This is a genomic window from Nostoc sp., assembly GCF_036917935.1.
Lineage (GTDB): Bacteria > Cyanobacteriota > Cyanobacteriia > Cyanobacteriales > Nostocaceae > Nostoc.
Window position 1 is genome coordinate 314,219 of the sequence record NZ_JBALEL010000060.1, and the last position, 15,378, is coordinate 329,596.

14 protein-coding genes are annotated in these 15,378 nt (G+C 41.1%); 6 read left to right on the forward strand and 8 right to left on the reverse strand.

What is annotated here, in order from left to right; translation table 11 throughout:
* Positions 1-188: 188 nt before the first annotated feature.
* The 8 genes from V7K62_RS26370 to dpdE form a co-directional block, all read right to left on the reverse strand.
* Positions 189-920 (reverse strand): DUF928 domain-containing protein, encoded by a 732-nt coding sequence (locus V7K62_RS26370; RefSeq protein ID WP_334869333.1) that lies wholly within the window; start codon positions 918-920, stop codon positions 189-191.
* A 73-nt stretch (positions 921-993) separates the two neighbouring features.
* Positions 994-2,880, reverse strand: a complete 1,887-nt coding sequence (locus tag V7K62_RS26375) for a sensor histidine kinase (RefSeq protein ID WP_334869335.1) — start codon at positions 2,878-2,880, stop codon at positions 994-996.
* 27 nt (positions 2,881-2,907) lie between these two features.
* Positions 2,908-3,618, reverse strand: a complete 711-nt coding sequence (locus V7K62_RS26380; protein WP_334869337.1) for a response regulator transcription factor — start codon at positions 3,616-3,618, stop codon at positions 2,908-2,910.
* A 514-nt stretch (positions 3,619-4,132) separates the two neighbouring features.
* A complete protein-coding gene (locus V7K62_RS26385; protein WP_334869339.1) occupies positions 4,133-5,083 on the reverse strand; it encodes an AAA family ATPase in 951 nt (316 codons plus the stop codon).
* Between the two features lie 68 nt (positions 5,084-5,151).
* A complete protein-coding gene (locus V7K62_RS26390; protein WP_334869342.1) occupies positions 5,152-6,270 on the reverse strand; it encodes a DUF4350 domain-containing protein in 1,119 nt (372 codons plus the stop codon).
* A 216-nt stretch (positions 6,271-6,486) separates the two neighbouring features.
* On the reverse strand, positions 6,487-6,663 hold the full coding sequence (locus V7K62_RS26395; RefSeq protein WP_334829753.1) for a DUF6887 family protein: 177 nt from the start codon (positions 6,661-6,663) through the stop codon (positions 6,487-6,489).
* Positions 6,660-6,836, reverse strand: coding sequence for a DUF6888 family protein (locus V7K62_RS26400; protein WP_334869344.1), 177 nt, complete (start codon positions 6,834-6,836; stop codon positions 6,660-6,662). The genes V7K62_RS26395 and V7K62_RS26400 overlap by 4 nt, the downstream gene beginning before the upstream one ends.
* Before the next feature lie 205 nt (positions 6,837-7,041).
* Complete coding sequence (gene dpdE / locus V7K62_RS26405) at positions 7,042-10,353, reverse strand: protein DpdE (protein ID WP_334869346.1); 3,312 nt, start codon at positions 10,351-10,353, stop codon at positions 7,042-7,044.
* A gap of 437 nt (positions 10,354-10,790) precedes the next feature.
* Here dpdE and V7K62_RS26410 point away from each other — a divergent pair, with 437 nt between their 5' ends.
* From V7K62_RS26410 to V7K62_RS26435, 6 genes are all read left to right on the forward strand, one after another.
* A complete protein-coding gene (locus tag V7K62_RS26410) occupies positions 10,791-11,009 on the forward strand; it encodes a hypothetical protein (RefSeq protein WP_334869347.1) in 219 nt (72 codons plus the stop codon).
* Positions 11,010-11,785: 776 nt separating this feature from the next.
* The gene (locus V7K62_RS26415; RefSeq protein ID WP_334869348.1) at positions 11,786-12,040 is read left to right on the forward strand and encodes an RNA-binding S4 domain-containing protein; all 255 of its coding nucleotides are present in this window, start codon (positions 11,786-11,788) and stop codon (positions 12,038-12,040) included.
* 47 nt (positions 12,041-12,087) lie between these two features.
* Positions 12,088-12,504 (forward strand): alternative ribosome rescue aminoacyl-tRNA hydrolase ArfB, encoded by a 417-nt coding sequence (gene arfB / locus V7K62_RS26420; RefSeq protein ID WP_334869350.1) that lies wholly within the window; start codon positions 12,088-12,090, stop codon positions 12,502-12,504.
* A 49-nt stretch (positions 12,505-12,553) separates the two neighbouring features.
* Positions 12,554-12,730 carry a hypothetical protein gene (locus V7K62_RS26425; protein WP_334869352.1) on the forward strand — a complete coding sequence of 59 codons (177 nt, stop codon included), beginning with the start codon at positions 12,554-12,556 and terminating at the stop codon, positions 12,728-12,730.
* 628 nt (positions 12,731-13,358) lie between these two features.
* Positions 13,359-14,231, forward strand: coding sequence for a lipid kinase (locus V7K62_RS26430; protein WP_334869354.1), 873 nt, complete (start codon positions 13,359-13,361; stop codon positions 14,229-14,231).
* Between the two features lie 176 nt (positions 14,232-14,407).
* On the forward strand, positions 14,408-15,013 hold the full coding sequence (locus V7K62_RS26435; protein ID WP_334869357.1) for an exopolysaccharide biosynthesis protein: 606 nt from the start codon (positions 14,408-14,410) through the stop codon (positions 15,011-15,013).
* The last annotated feature ends 365 nt before the right edge of the window (positions 15,014-15,378 follow it).

Below are 15,378 nucleotides of genomic sequence, written 5' to 3' on the forward strand. Positions count from 1 at the left end.
AAAGGGGTGAAACAAGATATAAAGGGGGAAACAAGAAATCTAGTTCCCTCCCCTTTCCAAGGGGAGGGTTAGGGTGGGGTAAAACCTTGGTTAAATCAGCTATTTCAGACTTGTGTGTACACCGTAGATCCTTTTAGGAGAGAGGAATGGAACAGAGATCAGAGTGTGTTGCATCGAAATGAAAACTGCTATATTTTTTCGCCGGCAATTTTCTGGAGGTATTCGATTCGTTGCTGAATATTTTTTTTATCTACGTCATCACCCATCAGCATTTCAGACTCTGCAAGTTCTTTAACTAAAGTTGCCCCAGTTTGCCCTAGTTTACCATTACTGGTTGCTTTTAATGCTTCTTCCAGTGCTTCATACCACAGTTCATTTTCAGTATAATAATTTATGCTTTCTGGAATGCTAGTAAATTGGTTTTTAGCGAGTGATTGAGGATTGATAACGGTAAATTCTGCACGTCTAATAATCGTATCGTTTTCGCAGTCAATTGCAATTTGCCATAAATATGTTTTACCAACTGTGAGTTCGGGGTAATCGAGGGGAAGTTTTAGTTTGTTAATCCCGACTGTTGTGGGTATTTCTTTAACTTGACCAATTTGTTTAACGGTTTTGGCTGAATCAAATTCAAACAGTCGGAATCGCGCATTTTGAGAACTTGACATATACCAAGCTAACATTGGACGTGTGGAAGCGGTTTTACCGATAAATGTCTGAGGTGCAAGCTGCGTCAGTGGTATGCCGCTTGTTGAACATCCACGTGAACCACCTGCACGGGAATTTCCGCTAGCTGGTTTGCGATCGCGTGGTTTAAACTGAGCAAATGCTGGGACTGCGGTCATCAGGAAAACCACTCCTACAACCAAGCTTGTAAGTCTGCGCTTATTTTGCCAAAATACGAAATGTTGATGACTCATGGTAAATGCTGTTGATTGTTTGATTATCTAAAACTTTTGCATAATTCCGAATTCTGGCGACTGATATTCTTTCTCAAAATTCCTTCGTAGGTGTCCAATTAAGTTCACATATAGTCCCACGTGGAGAAAGCGATTCGCGGCGAAACTCTCCTCCTAATTGTTTAGCAAGTATTTTAAAATATTTTGTGCCTTTATTTTCTATTTTTGATTTAATCCCTGAACCGTTATCTTTTACAGATAAATTGTATTTATTTTCACTATAAACACCCGATGCTTGAACGCGCTTAACTCCTTGGGCATGTTTACCAACATTACATAGAGCTTCTTCCAAAAACAGACATATTCCCCGTTTGTGTTCTATACTTAAATATTTATCATCAATCGGTTCAAAATTGCGAATTTTGACTTTTAATGTTTTAAAATGTTCAAAATCTTTACGTTCTAACGTACTTGAATAAACTTCATATAATAAATCGTGTAGGGGTCGTTTCAATTCGAGTATTAATCCGCTACCTAAACGTAAACTTTCTTCCTTAGTTAATGCTTCAAGTTTGAGAAATTCGCCAATATCCCGAATTTCTCGATCGAGTTTTTCAAATTGTCCAACCAGTTGAGTGTAGGGAATATCTTTAGCACGCAGATGCTTTAATCCATAAGCAAGAGTTTGCAAAGGGCCATTATGAATCACCGTAAAAGTGTGCTGAATTGTGTTTTGACGTTCGGTAATTTGCGATCGCAAGAATTTATCATACTGGTAAAATGCAAAAGCACTCAAGCCAACTCCATTCACAGCTAATATTAGCAAACTAGGTGCTAGAGGAATCCATATACCCCACACCCACAGCATCATATACCCGCAGCTAAACAGACAAAATCCCGCTACACCAACACTAAGTAGATTTCTCCAAACAGATTGGGTCAGCCGTCCGAGAATAATCGGCAGAAAACCCCAAATAAAGATCCATGTGTACTCTCCTATATCTCCCCAACTATGCAACATTGGACGACTATCGATTACACTACTCAGGATTTGACTGATCACATGAGCGTGATAGTCAATGCCATAAATCTGACCGTTTAATTTTAAGTTTGGCAAAGCAGATGTATAAAAAATATCGCCAGCGCTCATGTTGCGGTTGCCAACTAACACAATGCGATCGCGCAACAATTTTGCATCAACTTGACCATTGAGAATATCGCGCAACGACACAATATGAAAAGGCTGATAACTATTGCGAAAGTTCATCAAAATTGATAATCCCCCATCATCAACACGAACATATCCGCCAAAATTAGGGGTGATTCGGGGTAATTCTATGTCACGAAATCTAATTGTATTCGGGTCATTTTTCCCCGTTTTCAATTCAATTCCTTGTACTGTTAAGTACTTAGTAACCAAGTGTAACGCTAGAGAATATTTATCTTCCTGATTATTTTTAGGGTTTGTTGTAAATAACAAATAGCGTCGATTTTTGCTATCCTCATCATTAAATAAATCGATAAATCCAACTCGTTCAGGTGGCAAAGTCTGGGGTATAGAAGTTTCTCCGGGTGGTAATATTTTTTGAATGCCGATAATATTAGTATTCTTCTGCAATATCTGGGCGAGTTGTTTACCACCAGGTTCAACAGGAACATTTTTGAAGATATCCAGCCCAATAGCTAGCGGTTTATAAGTTTCCAGCTTGGTGAGTAACTCTGCAATCTTCTGATCTGGAACGGGATATTGCTTAACCCATTCAATATCTGTTTCATCGATGCCTACAATTACCACACGTTCATCAGGTTTTTCTACCGGACGCAGACGTAACATAGTATCTAGAAGCATCCATTCCCCAGATTGCATTCCTCCAGCTATACGTATCAATATCACCAGAACTAGTACCACGATCCCAGGAGGTGCAGCCTGTGACCACAACCCAATTTCTTTGCGAATGTGATTCCAGATTCTCCTTTTCATCTAGCTTTCGGATTACTTTTTCCAGTATTAATCAATTAAACCTTCTTCACGGGAACGAATTTCGGTTTGGATTCGCATATTCTTACCACCTTGCTTGCAGTCTTCAGGATACACTCCCAAGACATCCTGAATCTTTGTCCAGTAAGTACGTACTGCTCTTTCTGATTTATACATTCGCTCGGCGATCGCTTTATCTGTCAAACTCTCTTCAAAAGCTAACCGCAACACCTCCAACCATTCGGGTTTGAGTTCGATCGCTGTTTTGATATCTTTCGTGTGAGTTGCACCATGAAGCGCCAAATTAACCCGCATTAGCATTTCATCTTCGGGTAATCCTTTGTCTGCGATCGCAAACCCAGCTTGATGATTATCAATTTCGTGTTTGATCCGAATTAACGCCTTCACATAACTAGTTTGCACCATAAAATTCTGATGGGGATATTCTTGGAGCAAAGTTTGCAACAGCTTAATTCCGGTATCAATTTCTGCTGTCTCTCCTTGCTGATCGGGAATTGATAAATCCATCACAATCAGGTCAAAGTGATGAAATTTAAGTTGATAAAGTGTCTCTTTTCCAGTCTGAGCCTTAATAATAGCAGCATCGGGATACTCTCGACTTAATACATCGAGAGTACCAGTCAAAATTAATTGGTGGTCATCGACAACAAGAATACCCAGTTTTTTTTCCACTGGTAAATGTCCATAAACTTGATGTTCTTTCAAACTTATCTGTACCATATTTTCATCCAAATCGAAAGTTTCCTTCAGCTTTACGAAAAATCCCTTCCTCTCTGGTGTTTAGAGGACGTTTGAAAAGCCCTCTTGTTGGTATCAAAAGTTCTAGATCCCTCTAAATCCCCCGATAAATTGGGGGACTTTGATTCCGGTTCCCCCCAATTTATCGGGGGGTTAGGGGGGATCTAAAAGTGCCTAAAGTCACACCAAAACACTTTTCAAACATCCTCTTACCTTGAGAGTCATATCTTGCATCTTTTAGCCCTAACTCTACTCATTGAAGTATGCGCTTATTTTAATTGGAGATGAATTTTCAAGCTATGCAGAAAAGTGCAAATTTAAAGATGTGATCTCATTTTCGATTTGGGATTTTAGATTGGGAATCATCTTGAGGCGTCTGGCTTATACCAATTCTCTGTGAAGCTGTAGATTATTTTTAACCCTCCCAACCTCCCCGATGCCTTGGGGAGATTGGGAGGGGTTCTTATTTGTAACTTATGCAAGAGGTCTAATTTTTTCACCTTGGAACTGGTACTTGATTAATTACCGACGCAATGACTGCATCCATTTGTAAACCATCCAGCATCGCTTCTGGTTTCAAAATGAGACGATGACGTAGCAGGGGCGATGCAACTGCTTTAACATCATCTGGTGTCACAAAATCTCTTTTAGCTAACCATGCTAGGGCTTGAGATGTCTGCAACCAAGCACCGGCGGCACGAGGCGATGCACCCAAAGTTAAATCAGGATATTGACGCGATGTTCTCACCAACGCCAACAAATAATCAATGATCGCTTCTGATACTTTAACTTCTTTGACTGCTTGTCGGGCTTGCAAAATCTCGGCTACTGTGGCGATTGGTTTCAAACGGTTAATATCCAAACGTCGTGCTGCAAACCCCGCCTGACGATTGAGTAACATTTGTTTTTCAGCAGCTTGATCGGGGTAATCTACCACCAGCTTAAATAAAAATCTGTCCAACTGCGCCTCTGGTAAGGGATAAGTCCCCTCAAATTCCAGAGGATTTTGGGTTGCAATCACCCAAAATAAATCTGGTAAGGGCAAACTTTCACCATCCAGCGTTACCTGCGTCTCTTCCATCGCTTCTAGTAGCGCCGCTTGTGTCTTGGGGGGAGTACGGTTGATTTCGTCTGCTAGCAGCACTTCGGTAAATATTGGCCCTTTTTTCAAAGTGAAATTGCGGCTATTCAAGTCAAAAATATTTGTACCAGTAATATCTGAAGGTAAGACATCTGGTGTTAATTGAATCCGGCGAAACTCCCCTTGAATTAACTGTGCCAACACTTTTACTAGGAGAGTTTTACCAGTTCCCGGTACTCCTTCCAAAATTACGTGTCCACCCGCTAGCAGTGCTACTAAGAGTTGCTGTATTAGGCTAGATTGTCCGACAATTACTTGATTAAGACCTTGACCAAGACGAATTAAGATAGGATGGGTTTCGCTCATATTTTTTATTGATAAATAACTAACGCAGAAATACTATGCATAATCCCAAAAATGAATTACGAATTACGTTAGCGTAGCGGTAGCGACGGAGGAGCGTCATTACGAATTAGTCTAATGGTTCGCCATTTCCCCAACCAGCTTAACAGGTCGTGTTCACTGATGGGTTGTTTGCGAGATTGTAGCTTTAAAACTGCATCTAATTCTGCTGGACTTGCGCCTGTTTTTTCTATCCAGAAATTGATCAAGGCTTGAGGTTCTAAAAGTATTTGCCCTAATCCCAAGGCTTTTTGGAGTTGTAGTTGTTCTTGTTTACCCACCATCTCGACAACAAAGTCGGTGGTATCAGCTTTCTGCAACACTCCCGCTAAAGCTTGGATGTATGCCTCGCTGTTATTTACAACTGGTGTATCTAAAGCTACTGCCTTGCCGAAGCGACGATTCTGCGCCCAAATTAGCACTAATAGCAGGATACCTACCTGTATCAATATGGGAAGTAAAGGAGTTTTGGCAAAAAAGCTAGATAAATCTCCTTCGCTTTCTTTCTTTCTGACATCGGCATCTTTATAACCGTGGATATATTCATCGACAAATATTATGTTACTTTTTTCACTAACTAAACTAGCTAGATACTTGAAATTACTTAAATAATCTTGGTAAGCGTTGGCGGCTAAATAAGGAGTGGTAGAAAAAATCACCTTTCCTTTTTTGTAATTTTCTTCCCAGACAACAGCACCAAAGCGATCGCCTAAATCAACTTGCTTGGAGTTAGCTTTTTTATATCGTCTACGTGTATCAATTTTGATATCACCTTGGGCAGATTTCTGTATAGTGCTAAACTCCGCTTCTGTAACCCGCGCCCCCGCACCCAAAATTACCAAAGTATTCCCTTTTTCTACCCATTCACGCTCTTGACTATTCAGTCTCGTTTCCCTTGGATAGCCGCCTACCTGTAGGAGGGTAACTGGGCTGTTTTCTGGCTGAATATCACTAAAAGGCTTTTGCCAGCGCTTGATAGAAGTTCCCTGCTGTTGCATAAAAGCATACCAAGCACCATAGCCATCAGAAGCACGGTTATAAGTAGAGCCAGCATTAAGTTTGGTATTATTGGGAGCGGCTAACAAACTAAGTAAAACGATCGCAGCGAGTGCGATCGCTCCCATCCAAGCAAGGCGATTTGAACGTTTCATTTTCGACTTTTACTATAATTACTTCGTCTCAGGATCGTTAGTGTTAATACTTACTTATTTTTCAGGTAAAGTCAAAAATAACAAAATACAATTCCTCACTGCCATCGCCGTAGTAGACCATTCCAGGTTAGTGACCACACCCTTCAAAACAAAAAAAAACCCTACAGATGTACTCTCTAAGGCTTTATCGTACCTTGTAGGGGTTTTTTAGCGATTTTAGGATGCCAGTCTTTTTTTTAGCTCTGCCTCTAGCTGTTCATCAGTACTGACCACTACTCGCCCTGGCTTGGCTCTGATAATACTGAGGAAATGTTGAAATGCTTCTTCATCTTGGGGGTTGGCTTTGACGTATTCCCGCAGTTCTTTTTCTGACAAATTTAAATAGTCGCTCATCCGATAATCTCCTCTCCATTGCTAAGAATCTCTACCTGAATTGTTTCACCTATCAAAACTACGATTCTGTTTGTTCTTTGATCAAATCTAACCAATTCTATATTCCGTAGTAAATTACTGGTGCGAACACATAAACGGAAAAAGGCTTTGAGTTGGTCTATGGTCGGTTCCATTAGCTATTGTCTATTTTACCTAGATAATTATCTATCGCTACCAGTACCTAGTAGTCTTGACCAACATAATGCCGCCTTACTTTGCTGCTTATATTACGCTAATTTAACCACAAGTGCGAACGATAACGATAATACAAACCCGCATTAACCCCTCTTTGCAGGCGGAGTTAATGCGGATATTATGGCTATTTATCCGCAGATAATATCACTCAAATTGCACAAGCGATCGCCCCGATACAATAATGAAACCGACAGAATCAAGCCTCAAAAGCGGCTGGCGAATTCCCTCTAGAATGGCTGCATTTAAAGCAGTTTCTATCTTCAATTCTTCAGCTAATGCATTATCCCAACTTTGCTGGTTCAGACGTAGGCGTAATTGTTCTACTCTATTGGCTAATTTCTTTTCGGCGACCTTAGCACAACTTTGGCACAACTCAATAAAATCGGAACGATTAGAAAGTAATTCCGAAGAAGTGTTACGCACTTGGTAGCAAAAATTTTGCCATTTAGTAGGGTCAACAAAATCGTCAATAATTCCTAAGCGTTCCTTTGCTAGATTGTAATCTCGTCCTTGATTATTGTTTTTATCTTTATATGGACGTTGCAGGATACTTAAGAGTGCTTTATCTTCAACAACCCGTATTGGCTCCTTGCGACCATCAACATAGATAGTTTCTATAATTGGCGGAAATAGAGCATCAACACGTCGCTGCAAGATTTTGAATTGAGAATTATCTAGTTTGTTATCTAGTAAAACTTGTTTGACAAGTTTTAAATTTGTCTCGACTACATAATTGCATTGGAAACCAAACCACTCTTTCCCTTCTTTAGCATCCCAAGATGAATCAGTGCGCCACATCGCAAAAGCTTCACCTCGGTCATCCCAATTTATATAGTTCAAGAGTGCTTCGATAAATCCTTCCCCAATCCGAAAAAGTTTAACACCAGCATTCTGATTTGCTACCCGGCGATTATAAGTACCAAATTGGTCTAAATAACTATCAGCAAAACGGTTTTTTAAGTCATTTATGGGAACCAAGGTACGCGTTGTCGGTTGATAACGTCGCATCTCTGATGAATCTGGGTTATTTTGTCCCCTGAATCCCAGCGCGTCACAAATCCAGCCTTCAATTGCTCGCTTAATTTCTAGATGACGAGCATCATAATTATCTAAATCTTGAAAATACTGGGTTGCAATTTCATCGTTCGCGTCAATTTCATCGAGAGTATTTTGTTCGCTAATTTTGGCTATTTCCGCTTCAATTTGCTCTTGAATTGGTGAAACCATCTCTAACAATCCAGCCGCACTGGATTGAAACAAAACTGTTTCTAATTCTGCAAGTTTCTCATCCACATAAAACTGTAAACTGGCAATTGATTGTTGAAAAATACCAAACCCATCTTTTAATACTTTATACCAAGCATTGTGAGGGCTATCTTCTAAATAAGGGCCAATCAAGGCACTAGATTGGATGCCAATTTTGCCGCCAATGCGGTCAAGTCTGCCAATTCTCTGCTCTAATTGATTAGGCGACCAAGGAAGGTCAAAATGAATTAACCAATCGGCAAACTGGAGGTTACGTCCTTCTTCTCCAGAGCGATCGCATACTAAAATAAAGCAGTTTGGATTATCCTTGAACCTATTTAAGCCTTCCTCTACTTTGTCGGGTGATTCTCCAAATTGATGGCTGGCTACTGTCTGGGCACCAAAGGTATTAGACAAATACCGGACAATTTCGCCACAAGTTTGCACAAAACTGGTAAATACAATAAATTTGGGCAGAATATCGCCAGTAATTGGTCTCTTGATTCTCTGCTGTATCCTCGTGATGAATTCGTTTTGATTCTTCCGAACGTTTGCAGGAATTTTGAAGTATGTACCTAGCTGATTTAGCAGCACTGTTTTCAAATTTTCCCTGCGTTCTCCGTCCTCTTGAGGTTGACGAACAATTTTTAGTAAGGATTGGAGAATCTCTTCTTCCCCTGAAAATTTGGGGGTTGTAGTTAAGATGCGAACATCATCTTCTTTAAACTCCTGGATGAGTTTAGGATGAGGTTTAGCAGTTAAACGCGCCGTAATTACCTGCTCTAAAATCCCTAACCAAGTCCCAGCAGCTAGAAATAACAGCAGAAAAATTCGCTGATATTGCTTTTCACCAGGAGCAACACTCCGCCATTGATTAAGGAGTTCGTGGATATCAAGCGATCGCTCGTCTAAATCATACTCTTCTTTCGGCGTAAAGTTGCGGTCAAATATCACATCTTCCACCGCCGCGCGACGGTTGCGAAGCATTCGCCGATGTAGTCGATAGATATCGCTGACATGGACGCGAATCGCTTGGACGATTTGCTCTTGCTCGGTAGAATTTGCTTGTAAACAATTTTCTAAATCATCCGCCAGCTTCAGTAAATACTGATCCTCAGCAAACAAGTTTCGCAATTGCTGCAAGTTGCTTTTGAGAATCTTTGGTTCTGCACCTTCTTTAAAAGAAAGCAAAAGTTTACCAATTTGCTGACGGCTTTCAACTTTGGTGCGGAAACCTGCTAAATCACCCAGTTTATAGGTTGTTGGGTCGAGCAAGTGCAACATCGCCAAAAAATCCTGCTCATGGTTGAGAACCGGAGTGGCAGATAATAAAAGTAAGCGATCGCTTTTATGAGCAAGTTCTTTGCAAGTCTGAAAACGCTGTAGCACTGCTGCATCCTTAGAGGTCGCCATTGCCGCAATATGATGGGCTTCATCTAAAATTAAGCAGCCTATCTTTGCTTTCAGGTTGATTTTATGGACATCTTCAACCGCCAGCACTGCTACCCGTTTGCCAAAATGGGAGATGTAAAACTTGTTTTCTAACTCAGTCCGCCATTGTTTGAGCAAATATTGCGGAACTATCACCACCGCACCTCTTTTCGGTTCATCGAGAAGGAATTGACGGAGAATCGCCCCCGCTTCAATGGTTTTTCCGAGTCCCACCTCGTCTGCTAACAAGTAGCGTTGAATTGGGTCTTCCAGCACCCGCCGGACGACTTCAACTTGGTGAGGATAAAGATCAATATTTGCCGAGATCAGTCCCGTCATCCCGCGACTCACAGCGCGTTGCTGAATCAAGGATTTCACGAAAGCCAATCTTTTGTCATGGAAGTAGGGCGTTTCGTGACCCTTCATCGCCAGAGTTTGGATGGGGTCTGTGTTTGGTAGATTACAACGAACGTAAATGTCTTCAACAGATGCGATCGCAGTTTTCTTATCTGGTAAATCAATTTGATACATTTCTGTATCTTCATCCCAGATGAAAACCCTGCCAACTATCCATTTATCCTGGGTTTGGAACTTGATATAGCATCTAGCTTGGGGTTCAAGCTTGACTTGAGAGAGCGAATTTAAAGGTAAAGTTTTTTGAAGACGTTGCCCTATCGAGCAGAAATACTCAACGATCGCATTGGCATCAGATATTTCCGTAACTTTTCCGATACCCAAAGAGTTATTCTGGGACTGTACCAATAAACCAAGCTTAATCATAGATCCAGTCCCCTGAACACACTAAAAGAACCTTCCAGACTAGTTTGTTCAGCTATATCTGGCAGTTTTGTCGATCAACATTATAGATTAATAAACCGGTATTACAGTTTTTGTGAGATCGATGTCTACGACGGGCTATGACGCTCTCAACGAGACGCTAAAAGCGTAGCTTGCAACTCTTACAGAGTACGCGGACTCGCCTAGAAATTGCGGCTATACAAACGTTCGCCCTTGGCGTTCCCGTACTCCTTTCCTGCAGAACGCTCTGCGAACAAAGAAGCAAGCTATGCGTAGCGTCTCCGTCAGAAGAAGAGTAGTCCTCCTGCGCGGACTCAAGGAATTTCAAACCCAGGATCGGTAGCTTTTGTCTGTATAGCCGCGAATTCCATTCGCTAGGGCTAGGGATATTTTGACAAATGATGATGAGATGCACCCCGTTGTTAAATGCAAGCCAACACAATGCCATTGTTCACCGACGCAATGCCATTGTTTGCCAACACAATGCCATTGTTTGCCAACACAATGCCATTGTTTGCCAACGCAATGGCATTGTCAGCCAACGCAATGGCATTGTCAGCCAACGCAATGGCATTGTCAGCCAACACAATGGCATTGTTCGCCAACGCAATGGCATTGCAGGGTGTGGCCAAATTTAATTTGCTACAAATTATAGCGTTTCCTAATCACACAAGGTACGTCATAGCCCCCTCCTCGCTTGCGGGGAGGGGGTTGGGGGTGGGGTTCTTGTATCTCATATCTCACTCAACTGAGAACCGCTATAATCAAATGCTCTACTTAGCTGATAGGACTTACGCATTGACAATAAATACCAAATATGAATAAATTTAAAAACCACATTTTTCGTAAGGGCACAGCATTGCTGTGCCCCTACATTTTGGTCTATAGACTTCTTGCATAAATCAAAAAAAGAACCTCACCCCGCCTTTGACTTACGTCAAAGTCTCCCCTCCCGAAGAGCGGGGAGGGGGTTGGGGGTGGGGTGTTAGGGGACTTTTGCAAGAGGTCTTATTTACGATCGCAGGATAATTAAGAAAAGCCTGAAACAACCGGGAGCATCGTTAATTCACATCACGAGACATTTGTACAGTGCGTAAGTCCTAGCTGATTATGTGGTCTAAGAGGATGTTTGAAAAGTATTTGGCTGTGATTTTAGGCACTTTGATCCCCCCTAACCCACGCCAGTCGCTCCACTTGGGGAGACCCCATCGCGCAGCGTCTCGTAGAGAAGACCGCGCTGGCTCGCCTTAAAAAGCGAGGAACCGGAGTCAAAGTCCCCCAATTTATCGGGGGATTTAGGGGGATCTAAAATATTTTGATACCGACAAGAGGACTTTTCAAACAACCTCTAACAGATTTACGCTTTGGCTTGAGAAGACCACGATACAATTAAGATTGTGTACCTTTATTTATTATGAAGAAAATTAGAGACAACACAATTAAATTAAATCAATTTTTAAAATTGATGGGTATAGTGCCAACTGGAGGACAAGCCAAGCTGATGATTCAAGGTGGCGATGTCCAAGTAAACGGTATGCTGGAAACTCGACGAGGACGGCGACTAGTACCGGGCGATAAAGTGACAATCCAAGGACAGACTTTAGAGGTGAATTTGAACAACAATGAAGACCCAGATGTAATGATAGATTTCACCGAGCAAACCGAGTAAAGAAAGTTTATCCCAAATTTAAAAGTTTCTCTTTTGCCTTGTGAGTAATGCTACAAATTTCCAACAATGTTATTATCCCACAGACTGAAATTGAAATTACTGCGATTCGTTCGCAAGGAGCGGGAGGTCAAAATGTGAATAAGGTTTCTACCGCTATCCACTTGCGCTTTGATATTGCGGCTTCATCATTACCCGATTATTATAAACAACAGCTTTTAAAGCTGAACGATCGACGCATCACCCAGGAAGGAGTCGTCGTAATTAAAGCCCAAGAACATCGAAGTCAAGAAAACAATCGCGAGTCAGCATTGAGACGACTTCAAGAACTCATTAAAAGCGCAGTTGTAGTGACGAGAAAACGCAAACCCACCAAACCCACTCGCAGTTCTCATAGAAAGCGCCTTGACCACAAAAGTAAGCACGGACAGGTTAAATCTAACAGAGGGCAGGTGACAGATGGTTGATTTATCGATTATTCGTAGAAAAGACACGTATCATTAAATCTGAAAAAATATGAATAAGACAGTACTAAAGATTTTGATGTTTGCGCTTTTAATCTTGTTTATCATCTCTCCCTTTGCAGCCCTTGCTAGTTTAATGCTCGTAGTGTTAGTGGCGGCGTTTTTCTTTTTACTAGGGGACGTGTTTCAAGCAATTCTTGGTGGCGACACCAACCCGAAAAAGTCATAAAAGCAAAATTCAAAATGAAGAGAGGGATTTATCGGAAAAAGCCGCTTCCAAGGTGCGATCGCTTTCTCATAAACAATTTTCCATCTGTCATAGCAGTAGTTGACATAAGTAGTCGGACAAAATTAATGACATTGTGTAATTAATTTTGTCCAGCTACTTATATAATTGCTTTCTCAACCAAAAATTAAATAATTGTAATACCGATTTAGAGGATGTTTTAAAAGTTCTTTGGTCGGTCACAAAACGTTTGAGATCCCCCTAAATCCCCCTTAACAAGGGGGACTTTGATTCCGGTTCCCCCCTTGTTAAGGGGGGTTAGGGGGGATCTAGAAGTGCCTAAAATTACATCTGACCACTTTTAAAACATCCTCTTAGCTAAAAGGAAGAGACTTTGATTCTCACTCCTCAACGCTAGTAGGCAAGGGGTTGGGGATTAAGTGTGTGTTGAACTCAACTCAAAAGCGCTATCAAAAGAAAAATTAAAAATTAGTAGTCACAATATAATAAGTATTAGGAAAATGAATTGTTGATAACTTACATCACAGCCTAAACACTTTTTTAGAGTCAACTTCAAGCAGAATACATAAATGCGGATAATTGGACATATCAACAACAAAAGGTACTACCCATGAGTTCCCGCGCACTGCTGTTAGTGAATCGTCATGCCCGCCAAGGGCAAAAGGGTCTGTCGGAAGCGATTCAATATCTGAAAACACTTGACTTTGATTTAATTGAGGAGTCTACAGAAGATCCCAAACATCTTGCTGAAGTTATACTTCGCTATCAGCATCAAGTTGACTTGGTAATTATTGGCGGAGGAGATGGTACTCTAAATGCTGCCGTAGATGCTTTGGTTGACACTCAGTTGCCTTTAGGAATCTTGCCTCTGGGAACTGCCAACGATCTAGCGAGAACTTTGGAAATCCCGAATTCCCTCAACGAAGCTTGCAAAATTATTGCATATAGAAATTTACACCGCATCGACTTGGGTTGTGTGAATGGCAAGCACTTTTTTAACGTTGCCAGTATGGGATTGAGTGTAAAAATTACTCAACGACTTACCAAAGAAGTCAAGCGCCGTTGGGGAGTATTTGCTTATGCTGCCACTGCATTGCAAGTGATTTTGGAAGCTAGACCTTTTACAGCGGAGATTCTAATCAACGGTGAATCGGTTCACGTCAAAACAGTGCAAATTGCTGTGGGTAACGGCCGCTATTACGGCGGTGGTATGGCAGTGGCTGACGATGCCACAATAGACGATCAAAGGCTAGACCTTTATAGCTTGGAGATTAAACACTGGTGGCAGATGATATTATTACTACCTGCAATGCGACAAGGGCAACATATACATTGGCAGAGTGTACGCTCCCTTCAAGGTCAAGAAATAGAGGTACATACTCGCAAACCGCGCCCTATCAATACAGATGGTGAAATCACTACCTACACACCTGCTCATTTTCGGGTTATACCTAAAGCTATAGCTGTTTTTGTACCTCGATAAATCAGGAGTTAGCAGTCATTCAATTTTAGATTTTAGATTTTTCCTTCAATTCAAAATCTAAGTTGCGCTGTAAGCGCACCTTAGTGCGACCCAAAATCTAAAATTGGCAGAGTTAGAAGTTATTCTCCCTCATCTCCCTCTACTACAAAGTGGGAACTCGCATCAACTCACGCCAAATGCATCTGAGATTTTCTCAAGATATAAAGTCCCTGTTGCAACGCCTAGCTGAACAACCGCTGACTCTAGGTGATATTCTGGCAGAAACCTCAGAACGAGGCTTCTGCCTGGTAATTACATTATTAGTTTTGCCTTTTTTACTTCCTATGCCACCGGGATTAACTGGCCCTTTTGGTGGTGCTTGTTTACTGTTGTCAGTGCAAATGGTTTTAGGGAAGCGATCGCCTTGGCTACCGAAAAGAATCGCTAACTACAAATTTCCTCGTCCCTTCGCTCAGTTACTTTTGCAAAATTTGGGACGGCTTACCAAAGTTTTACAGAAAATCGCCCGTCCCCGATTGGCAAAAATAGCTCATAATCCTTTGATTTGGCGAATTAATGGGTTTTGTATCTCTTTATTAACAGTATTACTAATATTACCAATTCCGTTTACAAATCCTATCCCCACTATAGGTATTTTACTTTTGACTGTTGCCACAATCGAATCTGACGGTTTATTAATTTGCATCAGCTACGGCATTACTGCCCTAATTACCTTGCTATTTGGATTTCTTGGTTATGCAGTGTGGTTAGCTCCCAGTTTGCTGCCATCTATATTTAAATAATAAAAGCCCTCAGCTTTTGACTGAGGGCTGTAATTTATTAGGGTGCATCTACCATTTATTAATCCGCTTTATTTATTGCCACATCCGGGAATATTAGACTTTTGAGCAAATTTATTTTCTTCAACTATTAAAAATATCAGCAATAAAAAAGCCTTCAACTAAAAGCTGAGGGCTATGATTTAATTAAGGTGCATCTACCATTTATTAATCCGCTTTATTTATTGCCACATCCGGGAATATTAGACTTTTGAGCAAATTTATTTTTTTCACCTATTAAAAATATCAGCAATAAAAAAGCCTTCAACTAAAAGCTGAGGGCTATGATTTAATTAAGGTGCATCTACCATTTATTAATCCGCTTTATT

What these genes read in the sequence shown, in the direction of transcription:
- V7K62_RS26415 (WP_334869348.1), top strand. Translation starts at nt 11,786, where the DNA reads ATGAAGAAAATTAGAGACAACACAATTAAATTAAATCAATTTTTAAAA.
- V7K62_RS26435 (WP_334869357.1), top strand. Translation starts at nt 14,408, where the DNA reads ATGCATCTGAGATTTTCTCAAGATATAAAGTCCCTGTTGCAACGCCTA.
- V7K62_RS26385 (WP_334869339.1), bottom strand. Translation starts at nt 5,083, where the DNA reads ATGAGCGAAACCCATCCTATCTTAATTCGTCTTGGTCAAGGTCTTAAT.
- V7K62_RS26400 (WP_334869344.1), bottom strand. Translation starts at nt 6,836, where the DNA reads ATGGAACCGACCATAGACCAACTCAAAGCCTTTTTCCGTTTATGTGTT.
- V7K62_RS26380 (WP_334869337.1), bottom strand. Translation starts at nt 3,618, where the DNA reads ATGGTACAGATAAGTTTGAAAGAACATCAAGTTTATGGACATTTACCA.
- dpdE (WP_334869346.1), bottom strand. Translation starts at nt 10,353, where the DNA reads ATGATTAAGCTTGGTTTATTGGTACAGTCCCAGAATAACTCTTTGGGT.
- V7K62_RS26430 (WP_334869354.1), top strand. Translation starts at nt 13,359, where the DNA reads ATGAGTTCCCGCGCACTGCTGTTAGTGAATCGTCATGCCCGCCAAGGG.
- V7K62_RS26395 (WP_334829753.1), bottom strand. Translation starts at nt 6,663, where the DNA reads ATGAGCGACTATTTAAATTTGTCAGAAAAAGAACTGCGGGAATACGTC.
- V7K62_RS26375 (WP_334869335.1), bottom strand. Translation starts at nt 2,880, where the DNA reads ATGAAAAGGAGAATCTGGAATCACATTCGCAAAGAAATTGGGTTGTGG.
- V7K62_RS26370 (WP_334869333.1), bottom strand. Translation starts at nt 920, where the DNA reads ATGAGTCATCAACATTTCGTATTTTGGCAAAATAAGCGCAGACTTACA.
- arfB (WP_334869350.1), top strand. Translation starts at nt 12,088, where the DNA reads ATGCTACAAATTTCCAACAATGTTATTATCCCACAGACTGAAATTGAA.
- V7K62_RS26425 (WP_334869352.1), top strand. Translation starts at nt 12,554, where the DNA reads ATGAATAAGACAGTACTAAAGATTTTGATGTTTGCGCTTTTAATCTTG.
- V7K62_RS26390 (WP_334869342.1), bottom strand. Translation starts at nt 6,270, where the DNA reads ATGAAACGTTCAAATCGCCTTGCTTGGATGGGAGCGATCGCACTCGCT.